At 41.3% G+C, this 14,323-nt stretch carries 12 protein-coding genes; 11 read left to right on the top strand and 1 reads right to left on the bottom strand.

Going from position 1 to position 14,323, the window contains the following annotated elements:
• Positions 1 to 1,111: sigma 54-interacting transcriptional regulator (locus BLQ17_RS20440; RefSeq protein ID WP_143005584.1), on the top strand; the 1,111-nt coding region annotated here is incomplete at its 5' end.
• A 536-nt stretch (positions 1,112 to 1,647) separates the two neighbouring features.
• Here the strand turns inward: BLQ17_RS20440 and BLQ17_RS20430 are convergent.
• Positions 1,648 to 1,878, bottom strand: a complete 231-nt coding sequence (locus BLQ17_RS20430) for a helix-turn-helix domain-containing protein (protein WP_092225990.1) — start codon at positions 1,876 to 1,878, stop codon at positions 1,648 to 1,650.
• Between the two features lie 530 nt (positions 1,879 to 2,408).
• Between BLQ17_RS20430 and BLQ17_RS20425 the strand changes: the two genes are divergently transcribed.
• The 10 genes from BLQ17_RS20425 (at position 2,409) to BLQ17_RS20380 (ending at position 13,948) form a co-directional block, all read left to right on the top strand.
• Positions 2,409 to 3,170 carry an SDR family NAD(P)-dependent oxidoreductase gene (locus BLQ17_RS20425; protein WP_176761357.1) on the top strand — a complete coding sequence of 254 codons (762 nt, stop codon included), beginning with the start codon at positions 2,409 to 2,411 and terminating at the stop codon, positions 3,168 to 3,170.
• Positions 3,171 to 3,253: 83 nt separating this feature from the next.
• Positions 3,254 to 4,228 (top strand): thiamine pyrophosphate-dependent enzyme, encoded by a 975-nt coding sequence (locus BLQ17_RS20420; protein ID WP_092225988.1) that lies wholly within the window; start codon positions 3,254 to 3,256, stop codon positions 4,226 to 4,228.
• 11 nt (positions 4,229 to 4,239) lie between these two features.
• Entirely contained in the window at positions 4,240 to 5,217 is a 978-nt protein-coding gene (locus BLQ17_RS20415; RefSeq protein WP_092225987.1) for an alpha-ketoacid dehydrogenase subunit beta, read from the top strand.
• A gap of 10 nt (positions 5,218 to 5,227) precedes the next feature.
• Positions 5,228 to 6,559: a dihydrolipoamide acetyltransferase family protein gene (locus BLQ17_RS20410; protein WP_092225986.1), complete on the top strand. Its 1,332-nt coding sequence runs from the start codon at positions 5,228 to 5,230 to the stop codon at positions 6,557 to 6,559.
• 94 nt (positions 6,560 to 6,653) lie between these two features.
• Positions 6,654 to 8,042: a dihydrolipoyl dehydrogenase gene (gene lpdA / locus BLQ17_RS20405; RefSeq protein WP_092225985.1), complete on the top strand. Its 1,389-nt coding sequence runs from the start codon at positions 6,654 to 6,656 to the stop codon at positions 8,040 to 8,042.
• 214 nt (positions 8,043 to 8,256) lie between these two features.
• A complete protein-coding gene (gene proX, locus BLQ17_RS20400; protein ID WP_218121866.1) occupies positions 8,257 to 9,282 on the top strand; it encodes a glycine betaine/L-proline ABC transporter substrate-binding protein ProX in 1,026 nt (341 codons plus the stop codon).
• Positions 9,283 to 9,531: 249 nt separating this feature from the next.
• Positions 9,532 to 10,326 carry an SDR family NAD(P)-dependent oxidoreductase gene (locus BLQ17_RS20395; RefSeq protein ID WP_092225994.1) on the top strand — a complete coding sequence of 265 codons (795 nt, stop codon included), beginning with the start codon at positions 9,532 to 9,534 and terminating at the stop codon, positions 10,324 to 10,326.
• Positions 10,327 to 10,415: 89 nt separating this feature from the next.
• Positions 10,416 to 11,459, top strand: a complete 1,044-nt coding sequence (locus BLQ17_RS20390; RefSeq protein WP_092225984.1) for a thiamine pyrophosphate-dependent dehydrogenase E1 component subunit alpha — start codon at positions 10,416 to 10,418, stop codon at positions 11,457 to 11,459.
• Positions 11,460 to 11,470: 11 nt separating this feature from the next.
• On the top strand, positions 11,471 to 12,451 hold the full coding sequence (locus BLQ17_RS20385) for an alpha-ketoacid dehydrogenase subunit beta (RefSeq protein WP_092225993.1): 981 nt from the start codon (positions 11,471 to 11,473) through the stop codon (positions 12,449 to 12,451).
• Positions 12,452 to 12,721: 270 nt separating this feature from the next.
• Entirely contained in the window at positions 12,722 to 13,948 is a 1,227-nt protein-coding gene (locus BLQ17_RS20380; RefSeq protein WP_092225983.1) for a dihydrolipoamide acetyltransferase family protein, read from the top strand.
• The last annotated feature ends 375 nt before the right edge of the window (positions 13,949 to 14,323 follow it).

Genomic DNA, 14,323 nt, shown 5'->3' with positions numbered 1-14,323 from the left:
GGCTGCGCAGACTGATTCGCCGGTGCTCCTGTCCGGTGAAACAGGAACCGGCAAGGAGTTGTTCGCCCAGGCCATCCATAATCTCAGCAAGCGAAAAAAGGCCCGCTATATAGCTGTCAATTGTGCGGCTATTCCCGAGAATCTGCTCGAAGGAATTCTTTTTGGCACCAGCAGGGGCGCTTTCACCGGCGCCCTTGATAAGCCGGGGCTGTTTGAGAGGGCCCATGGCGGGACTATTTTTCTCGATGAAATAAATTCCATGAGCCAGGAAATGCAACCGAAACTGCTCCGGGCGATCCAGGAGAAGAAAATCTGCCGGGTCGGTTCGCACAAGGAGATGCGGCTGAACGTAAAAATTATCAGTTCGTTAAATAAAGACATCGAGCAGACATTTCTTTCTGGCGAGGTGCGGCGGGACCTTTTGTATCGTTTGAGTGTGGTGTGCATCGCCTTGCCGCCGCTCCGGGAAAGGAAAGGGGATATAGTTCTTCTCTCGGATCATTTTCTGGCAAAACACAGTGCGATAATGCACAAGAATGTTTCCGGTATCTCTACTGAGGTCATGGACCTGTTCGAGCACCACAACTGGCCAGGAAATGTTCGCGAGCTGGAGCATGTTATCGAGGGGGCTCTGAACATGATCGGTCGGGATCGTACCCTTGAAAAATGGCATCTCAATTCCAATATTGACCTCGAGATGCAGAAACCTATTCCCAGGGCAACGGCGGTTTCGCTGGAAAGTTCGCCATCGTTGCAGGGGCGGTTGTATTCTGGGCAACCTGACGATAAAGCGAACGAGAGGTCGGATCAGGTTGGACGAGAGGGCGAAGGTACGGAAAAACAGCAGATTCTCGAGGCGTTGTATGATACCGACGGCAATATCTCCGATGCGGCGATGCTGATGGGGGTTTCTCGCAAGACCTTATATCGAAAATTGAAATCATGCAACATAGTGATCCCCCCCCAAAAAACCAGTACTCTGGATCGCCGGGAGATCGTCGAAAAATTGTACCAATATGGCGGCAATGTAACGCATACCGCAAAAGCGCTTGGTATCAGCAGACAGCTTTTGGCGTACAAATTGAAAAAAATGAAGATTGAACGGCCGTAACCTCTCCCTTGCTCCCTCTTGCAAGGATCTTATGGGTGTTGTTTGCGCTAATGTACAACTCCCGAAGACTGATGGCGTTCTGAACCCTGTCAAACATATCAATACGTACGCTAATCAGTAGACACGAGCGAGTATTTCGTCCATGGATGCTGGAAGAACGACTTTACTGTCTCGGGACGGCGCTGAAGTGAGCGCATCACCTTCATAATTTTTTTATACAGATCCCACGCACTGGTGGTGGTTAGAGAGTGGTAGTCCGAACGAACTGTCGATTCATCACCGAAAAAGATCTCAGCGTTCTCTTTTTTTTTTGCAAGCTTCTTGATTTCTTTACAGTCTTCAGCCATCCGTTTAAAAACAAGATATTCTTCTTGCTGGTACGACTTCCGCTGTGGTCGCGGGGGACTCAGGTCAAGTTTTCTCAGCAAACGTCATACAGACACCTCGCTCAAGCTGACTTTAAACCGTCGCCTTATCAGTTCACGCACCATGCCTAGTGTCTAAAGGGCAAAACTCGAATTTGAGTTGGCGGGGGTCTACTCCACAATGATTCGATAGAGTTTCTGAAGTTGCTTGCCAGGTGCTTTACGGCTGTAAAGAGCATCAATGCCGCCTTCTCGGTATTTCGCAATCCATTGATAGATAACGGTTCTAGTAAATCCCAGGGCCTTTGTGACAGTTTCGAGGCTCTCTCCAGCTACCACAATGCTGTACAACCAGTATACGGATGGCTTCAAGGCCTTTGTGGTCAAGTTTTCTTCTATCATCAGTTTCCATGCCCTAACATATGTCTACTGATTAATGAACGGCTTAATAACGATGTCACAGTTTTTCGTGCAAAATGTAACATGATTGGCGAAAAAATGTAACGTATTTGCTTTTGGTCCGCTGGGCATTTCGCAGGACTTTTCAGGTCGACGAGCGCTATAAATGTATTTTATTTCCTCCTTATTCTGCTGAATCCTTCCATCTTAATTATCCCTAGACCACAGTGCAAGACAAAGTGCAACACTTTGGCACGCAACTTGCTGTACTATGTGTGTCGATGAGTTCTCGGATAAGCTTCGTGATGTTGAAATTGTGCTGAATATGTCGCGAGCGTCCCATAACGTGAGGTTTGTTAGCTAAGATGTGTCGTCGTGATACCTGCAAATTTTGTCACTGTAATAGGGCAGAATAAAACGTGTAATGGCAGCAGGATTGAGGCAGGTAAACCCGTTTGACAAGATGAAATAGCGAATTTTTATTATCACCGATAAAAGGTTAGAAATTTAATTACATTATGGAGGTTTTATCGATGAGTACAACGCAATTAAATCTAAACAAAAAAGTGGTATTTATAACAGGTGGAGGAAGTGGAATAGGTGCAGCCACAACAGATATTTTTATAAAAAATGGAGCTAAGGTAATAAGTTCCGATTTTAGCTTTCCAGCTGTTGAATTAAGTGATGTAGACTTCAATCTTAATCCGGTTAAGATACCACTAGATGTTAGGAGGAAAGAGCAGGTTTCCAAAGTTGTAAATATGATAATAGAAAAACTTGGGAACCTTGATGTAGTTGTAAACTCAGCGGGTATTTTCAAAGAAACTTCAGTTTTTGAAATAACAGAAGAGGAATGGGATAATATGATGGCAGTAAATGCAAAAGGAACATTTTTCGTCTGCCAGGCTGCTCTGAGGTATATGATTAAGCAGAAAAAGGGATCGATAGTAAACATCTCTTCAGAATCAGGTTTGACGGGTGGATCTTTTTCAGGCGCTCATTATTCAGCTTCAAAAGCAGCTGTTATTGGAATGACAAAATCTTTAGCTAAACTATCAGCTCCTTATGGCGTAAGGGTTAACTCAATAGCTCCAGGGTCTATTTCTACTCCAATGATTAATCATTTATTAACCGACGCTGAGCCTTTTAAAAATGAAATAATTGACCATATACCGCTTAATCGCATTGGTGAACCTATTGAAATTGCAAACGTAATTAATTTTCTTGCATCAGAAGAAGCTTCTTATATTACTGGTGCATGTATTAGTGTCAACGGAGGCACGCTGATGCCATGAAGAAATATCATGATGAGGTTTCGTCGTAAAATGACGTGGATAAAAGTTTCTTTATTTAGTCCCCTTTCAAAAAAAACAGGATAATGACTATGGATTCGAAAAAATTGATTGAGCTGTTGGAAACGATGCTTCGGATACGACACTTTGAAGAGGAAGTTGGAGATCTTGCCGCTCGCCGAAAGATCTTGGGAAGTGTTCACCTTTATATAGGCGAAGAGGCGGTTGCGGCGGGAGTTTGTGCCAACTTAAGGCAAAATGATTTCATAACCTCAACTCATAGAGGCCATGGCCATTGTATTGCCAAGGGTGGAGAATTTCGCTTTATGATGGCGGAATTGTTTGGAAAAACAACAGGATACTGCCAGGGAAAAGGAGGGTCGCAGCATATCGCCAATTTTGATTTGGGAATCCTTGGTGCCAATGGCATTGTTGGTGGAGGGATGCCCATTGCTAGTGGCGCTGGATTATCTATCAAGATGCGAGATACGAACCAAGTTGCAGTTTGTTTTTTTGGAGACGGTTGCTGTAATAATGGGGTTTTTCATGAAAGTCTCAATTTGGCATCAGTCTGGAATTTGCCTGTGGTGTACGTTTGTGAAAACAATCAATACGCGCTTTCGGTGCCCGTCAAGCAGTCAAGTTTAATTCAGGATTATTATCTCAGAAAAGATGCTTATGGAATAAGGGGGTGCAAGGTAGATGGAAATGACGTTATTGCCGTATATGAGGCTTCTAAGGAAGCAGTTGAACGGGCGCGTAAAGGAGAAGGGCCTAGTCTAATTGAATGTAAAACGTATCGTTGGCGAGGGCACTATGAAGGAGAATTTGACAGACATTATACCTATCGAACAAAAAAGGAAATTGAGGAATGGATAGAAAAGTGCCCGATTGCTCAATTTAAAGGGTATTTGATAGAAAACAATATAATAACACAGGAAAAAATCGATCAACTGGAAAAAGAAATACAAAGAGAACTATTAGAGGCTGTAGCATTTGCCGAAGATAGCCCAGCTCCGAAACCTGAAGATGCACTGGCTGGATTGTTTGAGAATGAATGAGGAGACAACACATGAGAGAAATCAGTTATGCAGATGCGGTTGTAGAGGCCATAGAAGAAGAAATGGATAAAAATGAGGAGGTGTTTGTCATAGGCGAAGACATAGGGCGCTATGGCGGGGCTTATTTCGCAAATCCAAAGCTTTGGAATAAATTTGGTGATGAAAGGGTGCGTGATACGCCTATTTCAGAAAGTGCAATTGTCGGTTTTGCACTTGGAGCAGCAATTACTGGGATGCGACCTGTGGCAGAGATAATGTTCTGCGATATTATGACGGTGGCGATGGATCAGATTGTGAATCAAGTAGCTAAAATGCGGTATATGTTTGGAGGCAATGTCAAAGTCCCATTGGTAATACGCACTCCTATCGGCGGATTTCACAATTCTGCAGCCCAGCATTCTCAGAGCCTTGAGAGTTGGTTTGCCCATGTGCCAGGGCTAAAAGTAGTCATGCCTTCTTCTCCATATGCTGCTAAAGGATTGCTGAAAACGGCGATCCGATCAAATAATCCGGTCATATTTTTCGAACACATACAACTTTACCGACAAAAAGGGCCAGTCCCTGAAGAGGAATATTATATTCCATTTGGTGAAGCTAATATATTAAGAGAAGGGAAGGATTTAACAGTAGTAGCCTCCGCGGTAATGGTCCATCGGGTGATGAACGTTGCAAATAAACTAGAGAAAAAAGGGATACAAATTGAAGTAATTGATCCCCAGACTTTGTGTCCTTTTGATAAAGAAACTATTCTATCTTCCGTTAAAAAAACAGGGCGGCTGCTTGTAGTACACCAAGCTTGTAAAACCTGCGGTTTTGGCGCTGAAATAGCTGCTATCGTCGCAGAAGAAGGATTCGATTACCTAATTGATTCTATACAACGTTTAGGGGCTTATGATATTCCTGTTCCTTTTGCTTCTAATCTGGAAGACTACACGATACCGAACGAACAACGGATTTTTTCTGCCATTACTGAATTTCTAGGAAAATAGGAGAATATCAATGGCTAAAGAAGTTATAATACCCAACCTTGGTTTAGTCGTTGAGGCTGTTAAAATTTTAAAATGGCTAAAATCGGATGGAGAACAGGTAGAAAAAGATGAACCCTTGCTGGAGATAGAATCTGATAAAGTCAATGTTGAAATAGTTGCTCCAGAATCTGGAGTTTTAGGGCGAATCCTTTATCCGGAGGAATCTGAAGTACCAGTCGGAGAGATAATTGCTGTAATAATAGCGGAAGGAGAATCAGTTCCAGATTCATATTTAGAGAATACAGTGTTAAAAGAATCGACAAAAGATTCAGATAAATTGCCTGCTAACGCTATCCCAAAAGAAACAAAGAGTACAAAAATAGCACCTGCAGCTCAAAAATATGCTGAGAAATATGATGTCGACCTAACGCTTGTTAAACCTACCGGCCCACACGAGACTATAATGAAAAAAGATGTAGAAAATTACGTATCTTCATACGTTTTAAAAAGTGAGTCTCGAAAAATCTCACCAGTTGCACAAAAGGTGGCAGATGTATTAGGTGTTAAATCGGATGATGTAATTGGTACAGGGACCGGGGGACGGATTGTTAAAGCTGATATTGTTCGGAAAGCAAATGAAGGAGGCGATTTAGAAGAGGAGTATGTTTTTGGGAAATGCATATCGATGAATCGAATGCGCAAAGTTATAGCGAAAAGATTGACTGAAAGCGCATTTACAGCTCCTCATATTCATTTCTTTACTTATGTTGAGATGGATAAGCTACTTGAACTAAGGGATGAAATCATTGATCAGTTAGAAGCAAAAAATAAAGTACGTGTATCAATTAATGATTTCATTGTAAAGGCAGTCGCACTGACAATATTAGATTATCCGATTTTTAACGCTACTATCCAAAGGGATAACATATATATTAATCCTGATATTAATGTTGGATTAGCAGTGGCTTTAAAAGATGGGATCATTGTTCCAGCGATTCCCAATACAGATCAGATAGGTTTCGGTCAAATCGCTAGATATAGAAAGGAATTGATAGAGAGGGCCAGAGAAGGAAAACTAGCAAGAGAAGAAATAGCTCGTGGAACATTTACAGTGTCAAGCTTGGCTCAGTTCGATATCGCCTATTTTACTGCAATCATAAATCCACCCCAGGTCGCCATCCTCTCTGTCGGGAAACTTGATGAGAAACTAAGCCTCATAAATGGTGAAGTAATAAGCAAAAATATAAGTTGCTTTGGGCTTTCAGTGGATCATAGAATTATCGACGGTGCTGTAGCCGCAGATTTCTTGCAATCTGTAAAGAAAAGACTTGAAAATCCATTGCAAGGATTTCTGGCACTTTAACCATTCTATGAAAAAAATCAATTTTTGATGGAGAATTTTAGTTCTATTAAGTTAACTCATACTACTTTGGTATTTTTACTTCAAGGAGCGAATAATGGAAAATATGTATGATTTAATCATAGTTGGTGCAGGACCTGGAGGATACGTTGCCGGTATCCGAGCGTCACAATTAGGTTTGAAGGCATGTATTGTTGAGAAGGAAAAAGTTGGTGGAGTTTGTCTTAATGTCGGGTGTATTCCAACAAAAAAATTAATATCTCAAGCCCATATATTTGAATCACGCCGAGAACTAAAAAGTTTTGGTATAGCAATAGATACTAAAGATTTTGATTTTACAAAGGTTTTAGAAAAAACCAAAGAATCCGTTGAAACACTCGTAAGAGGAGTGGAAAGTCTGCTGAAAAAAAATAAGGTAGACATTGTCCATAAACGGGCAAAGATTGTAAATAAAAATTCGGTTATGCTTGATGATGGGAAAAAAATTCACGGTCGTAATATAATAATTGCCACTGGATCACGTCCGATGCAGGTGCCAGGTTTTGAATTCGATGAAAAAAAAATATTGTCATCAACTGGAATACTTAATCAAAAAAAGCTACCGAAAAAATTAATTATCCTTGGAGGCGGGGCAATCGGTTGTGAATTTGCCCACATCATGAATGCTTTTGGTGTAAACGTAATAATTGTTGAGATGCAAGATCAGCTGCTCCCTTTTGAGGACGAAGATAATGTAACTGTTTTAAAGGACTCCTTTTCTAAAAAAGGGATCGAAGTATTGACAAGCACTAGGGCATTATCTGTAAAAAAAACAGACATAGATGTGACAGTAACAGTAGAAGATAATAAATATAACAAGATTGATATAAAGGCTGACCAAGTGTTATGTGTTTTTGGACGCACACCCAATACCGATGACATTGGACTCGAAAATATTGGTCTTAGGACTGATAAAGGTTACATCTCTGTAGACGACAACTATCAAACAGCGGTGAAAAATGTGTTTGCCATTGGGGATGTTGTGGGTACACCTCAACTGGCGCATGTTGCGTCAAAAGAGGGAGAGATTGCTATAGAATTCATTGCCAACAAATATACCACATCTTGCTTAAACTATGAAAATATTCCGTCAGGAATATACTGCGAACCCCAAGTGGCAGGTTTTGGTTTACGGGAAAAGAAAGCCAAAGAAGAAAATATTCCCTATCGAAAAACAATATTTCCTTATCGTGGTGTAGGCAAAGCGGTTGCCGTTAACAAAACTGAAGGTAGAATAATAATTTTGACTGATCCAAAAACTGGAGAGATTCTTGGGGGCCATATCGTAGGTCATGAAGCTACAGAATTAATACATGAATTGTTATTGGCCAAGTGCAGCGAACTATTACCCGAGGATATTGGGAATATGATTCATGCACATCCAACCCTCTCGGAGTTGATTAGAGAGGGGGCGTTGGCTGTATTAGGGCGTGCGATTCATTCTTAAATATTATAGCAGGCCAAATTCTCCGACGAGGAGTATAATTGTAGCCACTGCCTTTGAAGCGGGCATACAATTATCGAAACAAAAGCACCATAAATATTCTAAAGGAGGGTACATTGAAACAATGTTTTGAGGAGTATAATTGTAGCCACTGCCTTTGAAGCGGGCATACAATTATCGAAACAAAAGCACCATAAATATTCTAAAGGAGGGTACTATGAAACAATGTTTTGAATTCAATAAACAAAAATTATGCTGTCTCTCGGTTATGGTATTTGCATTATGCATGGTAGTAAGTCCTTTACGCGCTGAACTTCCAGGTAAAGGCAAGACGATAAGGCCGATAGCTAATAATATCCTCGAAGAACGCATATGGGATGATATAATTGCTATTGGACTTGAAAGGCTTGGATACAAAATAGCACCGATAACAGAACTTGAAATTACCACTATGATTGTTGCTCTAGGTCAAGGTGATGGTGATTATTGCGCGCATTATTCGGAACCGCTACATAATACTTTTTATGAGCGGGCTGGTGGTGATAAAACTATGGTCAAGCTTGGCCCATTCCAGCCTGGCAATGCCCAGCAGTATTTTATCGATAAAAAAACTGCTGAAAAATATAACATCCATAGTATTGATCAATTAAAGGATCCAAATATTGCCAAAATATTTGATGAGAATGGCGATGGGAAGGCTGATCTTACTGGCTGCAATCCGGGATGGGGTTGTGAACGTGAGATCGAAAACCACCTTAAATGTTACGAGCTGACTAAAACAGTTACCCACCTACAAGGTTCCTATTTCGCATTGATAGCAGATACCATCCAGCGTTACAAAAGTGGGCAACCAATTCTGTACTATACTTGGGAACCACAGTGGGTATCTGGTATTTTGGTTCCTGGTGCTGACGTTGTGCCTCTGTCAGTGCCATTCACCTGTTTGCCCCCAGGGCAAAAAAATGCACCAACGACGATTCTTTCAAACGGACGTAATACCGGATTTAGCGTGCTGGATAACTATATACTCGCCAGTAAAAAGTTCATCGAAGATAATCCAGCTGCAAAAAAATTCTTCGAACTAGTGAAGATCTCAACAGCAGATACTTCAAAACAAAATTTGCTAATGTACAAAGGAGAGAAAACAACAGAGGATATTAAACGCCACGCTAAGCAATGGGTTGCGGAACACCAAGCAGAGTTCGATGGATGGATTGTAGAGGCGTTGAAGGCCGGCCAGTAAGCACTGTTGTATGCTGATGGACTATTCATAGTTTGTTCTTTACTGGTGCAAAAAAAAGCCTCTTCGATGTGCGCAGGGTATAATACTCCAAGGAGAGGCTTTTATGTTCGAGACTTGTTCAAAGGGGCCAGGTGATAAAATACCACTTGGACATGTAGGGATCAGTACCTCAGAAATATACTATAACGGGTGATGGATGTGAGTTTTGTACATCTTGCTATTCGGAACATTTTTATAGAGAGTCTAGATATGGATCTGAAATTGAAGGGGAAAAAGGCAGTAATTACAGCTGGCGCCTCTGGAATAGGGCGCGCTATAGCAGAGGGTCTGGCAAGGGAGGGTGTTCATATTTTTATTGTAGATTCCAACAAACAACTCGCAAAAAAGAGTACAGAAGAGATTGAAAAAAAGTATGGCGTCAAAGCATTGTCAATGATGATTGATCTTAGTAAAAGTGAACAATACATTGAATTATTAAATAAAATAGAAAATGATTTTGGTGGTGTTGACATTTTAATCAATAATGTTGGCCTTGGCGGCAGCAGAGAAATGATTCAAGATGCGGATGACGAAAAATGGTCGTCTAACTGGGACATTAATGTGATGGCAGCAGTTAGAATGTCTCGAGGATTAATCCCTATTATGCGGCAAAGGGGAGGTGGCGGAATTATTAACATTGCTTCTATTTGTGGAAAACAACCATTGAGTGACAATCCAATATATGCAGTAACCAAGGCTGCCTTAATAATGTTTTCTAAATGTTTGGCTAACGAAGCTATTTTAGACAATATCCGAGTCAATTGCATAAATCCTGGATATACTCAAACGACGGGAATGAATGAATTGGTTAAGCATATTTCTGAGAAGCAAGTTATAAACAAAGATGAAGCTATTCAACAAATAGTTAAGGAGGTTCCTATCAAAAGGTTTGCTTGCCCAGAAGAGATAGCCAGCCTTGTCGTTTTTCTCTGTTCTCCTTTGGCAAGTTATTGCGTAGGGTCTGAATATTATATTGATGGTGGATGGTTACGGACTGTTGCGTAAAGTAAGACTTGATTTTACACCAGCGATTCCAAGTATTGATAATTTAAGCAGTAATATCGAAAGTATTACTGATTCGAGGAGGTATTATTATGACATATAAAGTTTCGAAGGAAATCCTTGATGCCTTTCCATGTTATGAGGCGATGGATAATGCGCCAGAAGATCTCTCGTTAGATGATCAAATGAAAATGTATTATTTGTTAAATCTGATTCGAGAACATGATTCGAAACTTAAAGAATTATGGATGGCTAATAAAATGTGTGGGATAGCTCATTCATACGCAGGTCATGAGGCAATAGCAGTAGGCGCTTGCATGGCATTGGCAAAAGACGATTATATTACCAGCACCCATCGTGGACACGGGCATGTTATCGCCAAAGGTGGAGATGTGAGAAAAACGATGGCGGAAATCTACGGCCGCGTTGAAGGATACAACTGTGGCAAAGGCGGTTCAATGCACATTGCCGATGTCGAGCAGGGAATTTTAGGTGCGGCAGGTATTGTTGGAAGTGCCATGGCACTGGCTGTCGGAGCGGCTTACTCATCAGTTGTTCTCAATAAAAAAAGTGTAACAGTTTGTTTTCATGGTGATGGCGGGACAAGCCAGGGCGTTTGGCATGAATCGATCAACATGGCTGGATGCTGGAAACTCCCGGTTATATTTTTGACTGAAAATAACTACTGGGCTGTAGGTACAGAATTTACCAGAGTCGCTGCTCAGCCCGAAGTATATAAAAGGGCTGTAGCTTATGACATTCCTGGAATACTAACGGATGGATTTAATCCTTTTGCCGTGTATAAAGCAGTTAAATCAGCTGCCGAAAGAGCTCGAGCTGGTCAAGGGCCAACATTGATTGAAGCGCGCCTCATGAGAATCGTGGGCCACTGGGTTGCTGATGATGAGAGTTATCGTGACCCTAAAGCTATGGAGGTTTGGTGGCAGCTCGATCCAATCGCCCGAATGAAGCACTATTTAATTGAAAATAACGTTCCCCCCAAAAGCCTTGAAGAAATAGAATTGCGTGCGAAAAATGATATTTCTGATGCAGTAGAATATGCTGAAAATCAATGCAATGATCCTACTCCTGATACGCTTTTTAAGGATCTTTACGCCAATGATGAAATTATATAATGAAGGAGGCTATGGCTGTGAAAATTTCTGTGAGACAGGCGATTAATGATGCGATAAAAGAAGAAATGAATCGCGATAGCAATGTGACCATTTTCGGTTGTGATGTCGGACTTCGTGGCGGGGCATTCGCCGTGACCAAAGGTTTGTTGAAAGAATTTGGAGAGTGGAGGGTTCGTGACACACCAATCTCTGAGGCGGGGTTTACCGGTATTGGCATCGGGGCTGCAGCAACTGGGTTACGACCGATTGTTGAGATTCTCTATTGTGATTGGATAACCCTTGCGATGGACCAGATAGTTAACACTGCAGCAAAAAAACGATACATGTTCGGAGGTAAGATAAACATGCCTCTAACAATCAGAGCCCCTTTCGGGGGTGGCGACGGTCAAGCTGCGCAACACTCTCAATCGTTTGAGGCTTGGTTTAACCATGTCCCTGGGTTAAAGGTTATAGCTCCAATTTTCCCCGAAGATGTGAAAGGCCTCTTGAAGAGCGCTATTCGAGATGATAATCCGGTCATTTTCTTTGAACATAAACTCTCTTATACGTTGGAAGGAGAAGTGCCGTCAGAGGATTATACAATCCCTATAGGCAAAGCAAAGGTTATCCGAGAAGGTTCTGATGTTACTATTGTGAGTTATTCCATGATGGTGGTCAAAGCTCTCGAAGCTGCTGAAACCCTCGCCAAGGAAGGAATAGAGTGTGAAGTTATTGATCTAAGATCGCTGCTTCCTCTCGATTATGAAACAATAATTGACTCGCTGGAAAAGACAAATCGGATTGTGGTAGTGCACGAAGCGAACCTCAGAGGTGGTATGGCAAGCGATATTGTTGCAGAGATTTGTGATCGAGCATTCGATTTCCTCGATGCGCCCCCTGAACGAGTTGGCGGCCTAAATGTGCCTATCCCTTATTGTTCATGCTTGGAACAACTGGTAATTCCGAGTACTGAAAAAATCAAAAAAGCTGTTTACAAAGCACTCAATAGGTAAAAATAAGCAAGGGCAAAAGAGTGAGATTATTAATCCTGCGGGCAAATAGAATAAATACTTGCACTATCATGTGGCTGCTATTGCGTTTCCTTTGGAAAAAAATAACAAATATTTTTGTTTCAAAATGCCCGCCGGGTTATATGGTGGACTGATTTGATCTTTATCAGGTCGCTGGTGGGGTGGGATGACCAATGTGATTTATTTCGTTTTTTAAAAAAAAGTTATCTGGAGAGCAATGGAAACAGATAGTGAAGAATATGAGGTAATTATATGATTGAAATTAAGATTCCCAAGCTAGGCGTGTCTATGAGAAAAGCGACGTTGGTAAATTGGAAGGCCAGCGCGGGGGAGGAAGTTAAAGAAGAACAAATTGTTTTGGTAATAGAGACTGACAAAGTCACCTTCGAGGTTTGCTCTCCTTCAGGTGGGATTATTTACCCAATTTATCCGGAGGGAAAAACCTGCGATGTTGAGGAGGTTGTAGCCTATGTAGCAGAAAACCGCACTGAATATGAACAAATTGTTAAGAAACTTCCTTTTGGTGAGGATTTGTCAGCTTCTAATAACGGTCTAAAGGAAATATCTGAGGCGAAAAATACAGAAAAAAAATCTACGAAGAATCGACATATAAAATCATCACCGCTGGCCCGCATTTTTGCTAATGAGCACAATATCGACTTAAGAACTGTAACAGGTACTGGCCCGGGCGGACGGATTATAAAGACAGATATCCTACGAAGCATAGAGGAACTGTCTAAGATTTCAAAACAAGATGATAACTTTTCTAACAAAACAATCTCCGAACATTCAGTTGCAAAAGAGGTTTCTGAAAGCGTTCATATTCAAGGTGTTAGGCGGAACATTTTCGATAACATGTTCCAAAGTCTTAGCCAATCAGCTCAATTAACGTTGCATACAGAAGCCTGTGCCGAACCTTTAGTCCACCTTCGAGAAAGACTTCAGAGCAATGGGCGCAAAGTTTCCTACAATGCTGTTTTGATGAAAATATGTGCGATGTGCCTTCGGCATCACCCTAGGATCAATTCAAGCGTTGAGGGGGATAACATTAGTGTGTGGCGGCAAATCAACATAGGTTTGGCTATGGAGAACGATGATGCGCTTATCGTACCGGTTGTTAAAAATCCAGATCTTAAAAGTATTAGAGAAATCGACAAGGATATTTTAGAACTAGTTGACCGAACAAGAAAGAAAAGGCTCTCTCCGGATGATCTTTTGGATGGGACCTTTACCATATCGAATTTGGGATCTGCTGAAATTGACTATTTTACTCCCATTATTCGCCCCCCAGAAAGTGCTATATTAGGGGTCGGAAGGATTGTCAAAAAGCCCATCATTCGTAATGACACCGTAATTGCAGAAAAACGAATAACACTGAGCTTGACTATAGACCACAGGATTATCGATGGAGCACCCGGGGCTAGGTTTTTAAAAAGAATTAAGGAGATGATTGAAGACCCTATTATGATAATTGCCTGAAGAAGTATAATATACTGAAACTGGTAAAAATAACCCATATTCGTACGCCGGATAATTTCAAGATAAGGTATTCAATAGATCCTGTAACCGTTCATCAGCGCTACATTTTCATCCGATCAGGTCTCATAACATAGCCAACTATAGTGAAAAGGTCTGACTGAACAAAGTTGAGCACTGGTTGAACGGTTACCGAATGCCTGTATTTGTTTTGACCTTAGTAAAGGGAAGTAGTAACGAATCCAAAAAAATATGCAATTGCCATATCGCGTAACAATTTGCAAGTATGGCGAAATCTAAACCGTTTAAGGTAATGATGCTGAGCATTTTATTTCGTTAAAATCCCATATCGCTTGGGATAAGAAGAGCATTAATGGA

Source organism: Desulforhopalus singaporensis, assembly GCF_900104445.1.
Taxonomy (GTDB): Bacteria; Desulfobacterota; Desulfobulbia; order Desulfobulbales; family Desulfocapsaceae; genus Desulforhopalus_A; species Desulforhopalus_A singaporensis.
The sequence above is the reverse complement of the archived record's forward strand: the minus strand, read 5'-3'. Positions and strand labels throughout refer to the sequence as shown.

Coding starts and splice junctions, on each gene's coding strand:
- BLQ17_RS20385 (WP_092225993.1), top strand. CDS start 11,471: ATGGCTGTGAAAATTTCTGTGAGACAGGCGATTAATGATGCGATAAAA.
- BLQ17_RS20425 (WP_176761357.1), top strand. CDS start 2,409: ATGAGTACAACGCAATTAAATCTAAACAAAAAAGTGGTATTTATAACA.
- BLQ17_RS20390 (WP_092225984.1), top strand. CDS start 10,416: ATGACATATAAAGTTTCGAAGGAAATCCTTGATGCCTTTCCATGTTAT.
- proX (WP_218121866.1), top strand. CDS start 8,257: ATGAAACAATGTTTTGAATTCAATAAACAAAAATTATGCTGTCTCTCG.
- BLQ17_RS20380 (WP_092225983.1), top strand. CDS start 12,722: ATGATTGAAATTAAGATTCCCAAGCTAGGCGTGTCTATGAGAAAAGCG.
- BLQ17_RS20395 (WP_092225994.1), top strand. CDS start 9,532: ATGGATCTGAAATTGAAGGGGAAAAAGGCAGTAATTACAGCTGGCGCC.
- BLQ17_RS20410 (WP_092225986.1), top strand. CDS start 5,228: ATGGCTAAAGAAGTTATAATACCCAACCTTGGTTTAGTCGTTGAGGCT.
- BLQ17_RS20420 (WP_092225988.1), top strand. CDS start 3,254: ATGACTATGGATTCGAAAAAATTGATTGAGCTGTTGGAAACGATGCTT.
- BLQ17_RS20415 (WP_092225987.1), top strand. CDS start 4,240: ATGAGAGAAATCAGTTATGCAGATGCGGTTGTAGAGGCCATAGAAGAA.
- BLQ17_RS20430 (WP_092225990.1), bottom strand. CDS start 1,878: ATGATAGAAGAAAACTTGACCACAAAGGCCTTGAAGCCATCCGTATAC.
- lpdA (WP_092225985.1), top strand. CDS start 6,654: ATGGAAAATATGTATGATTTAATCATAGTTGGTGCAGGACCTGGAGGA.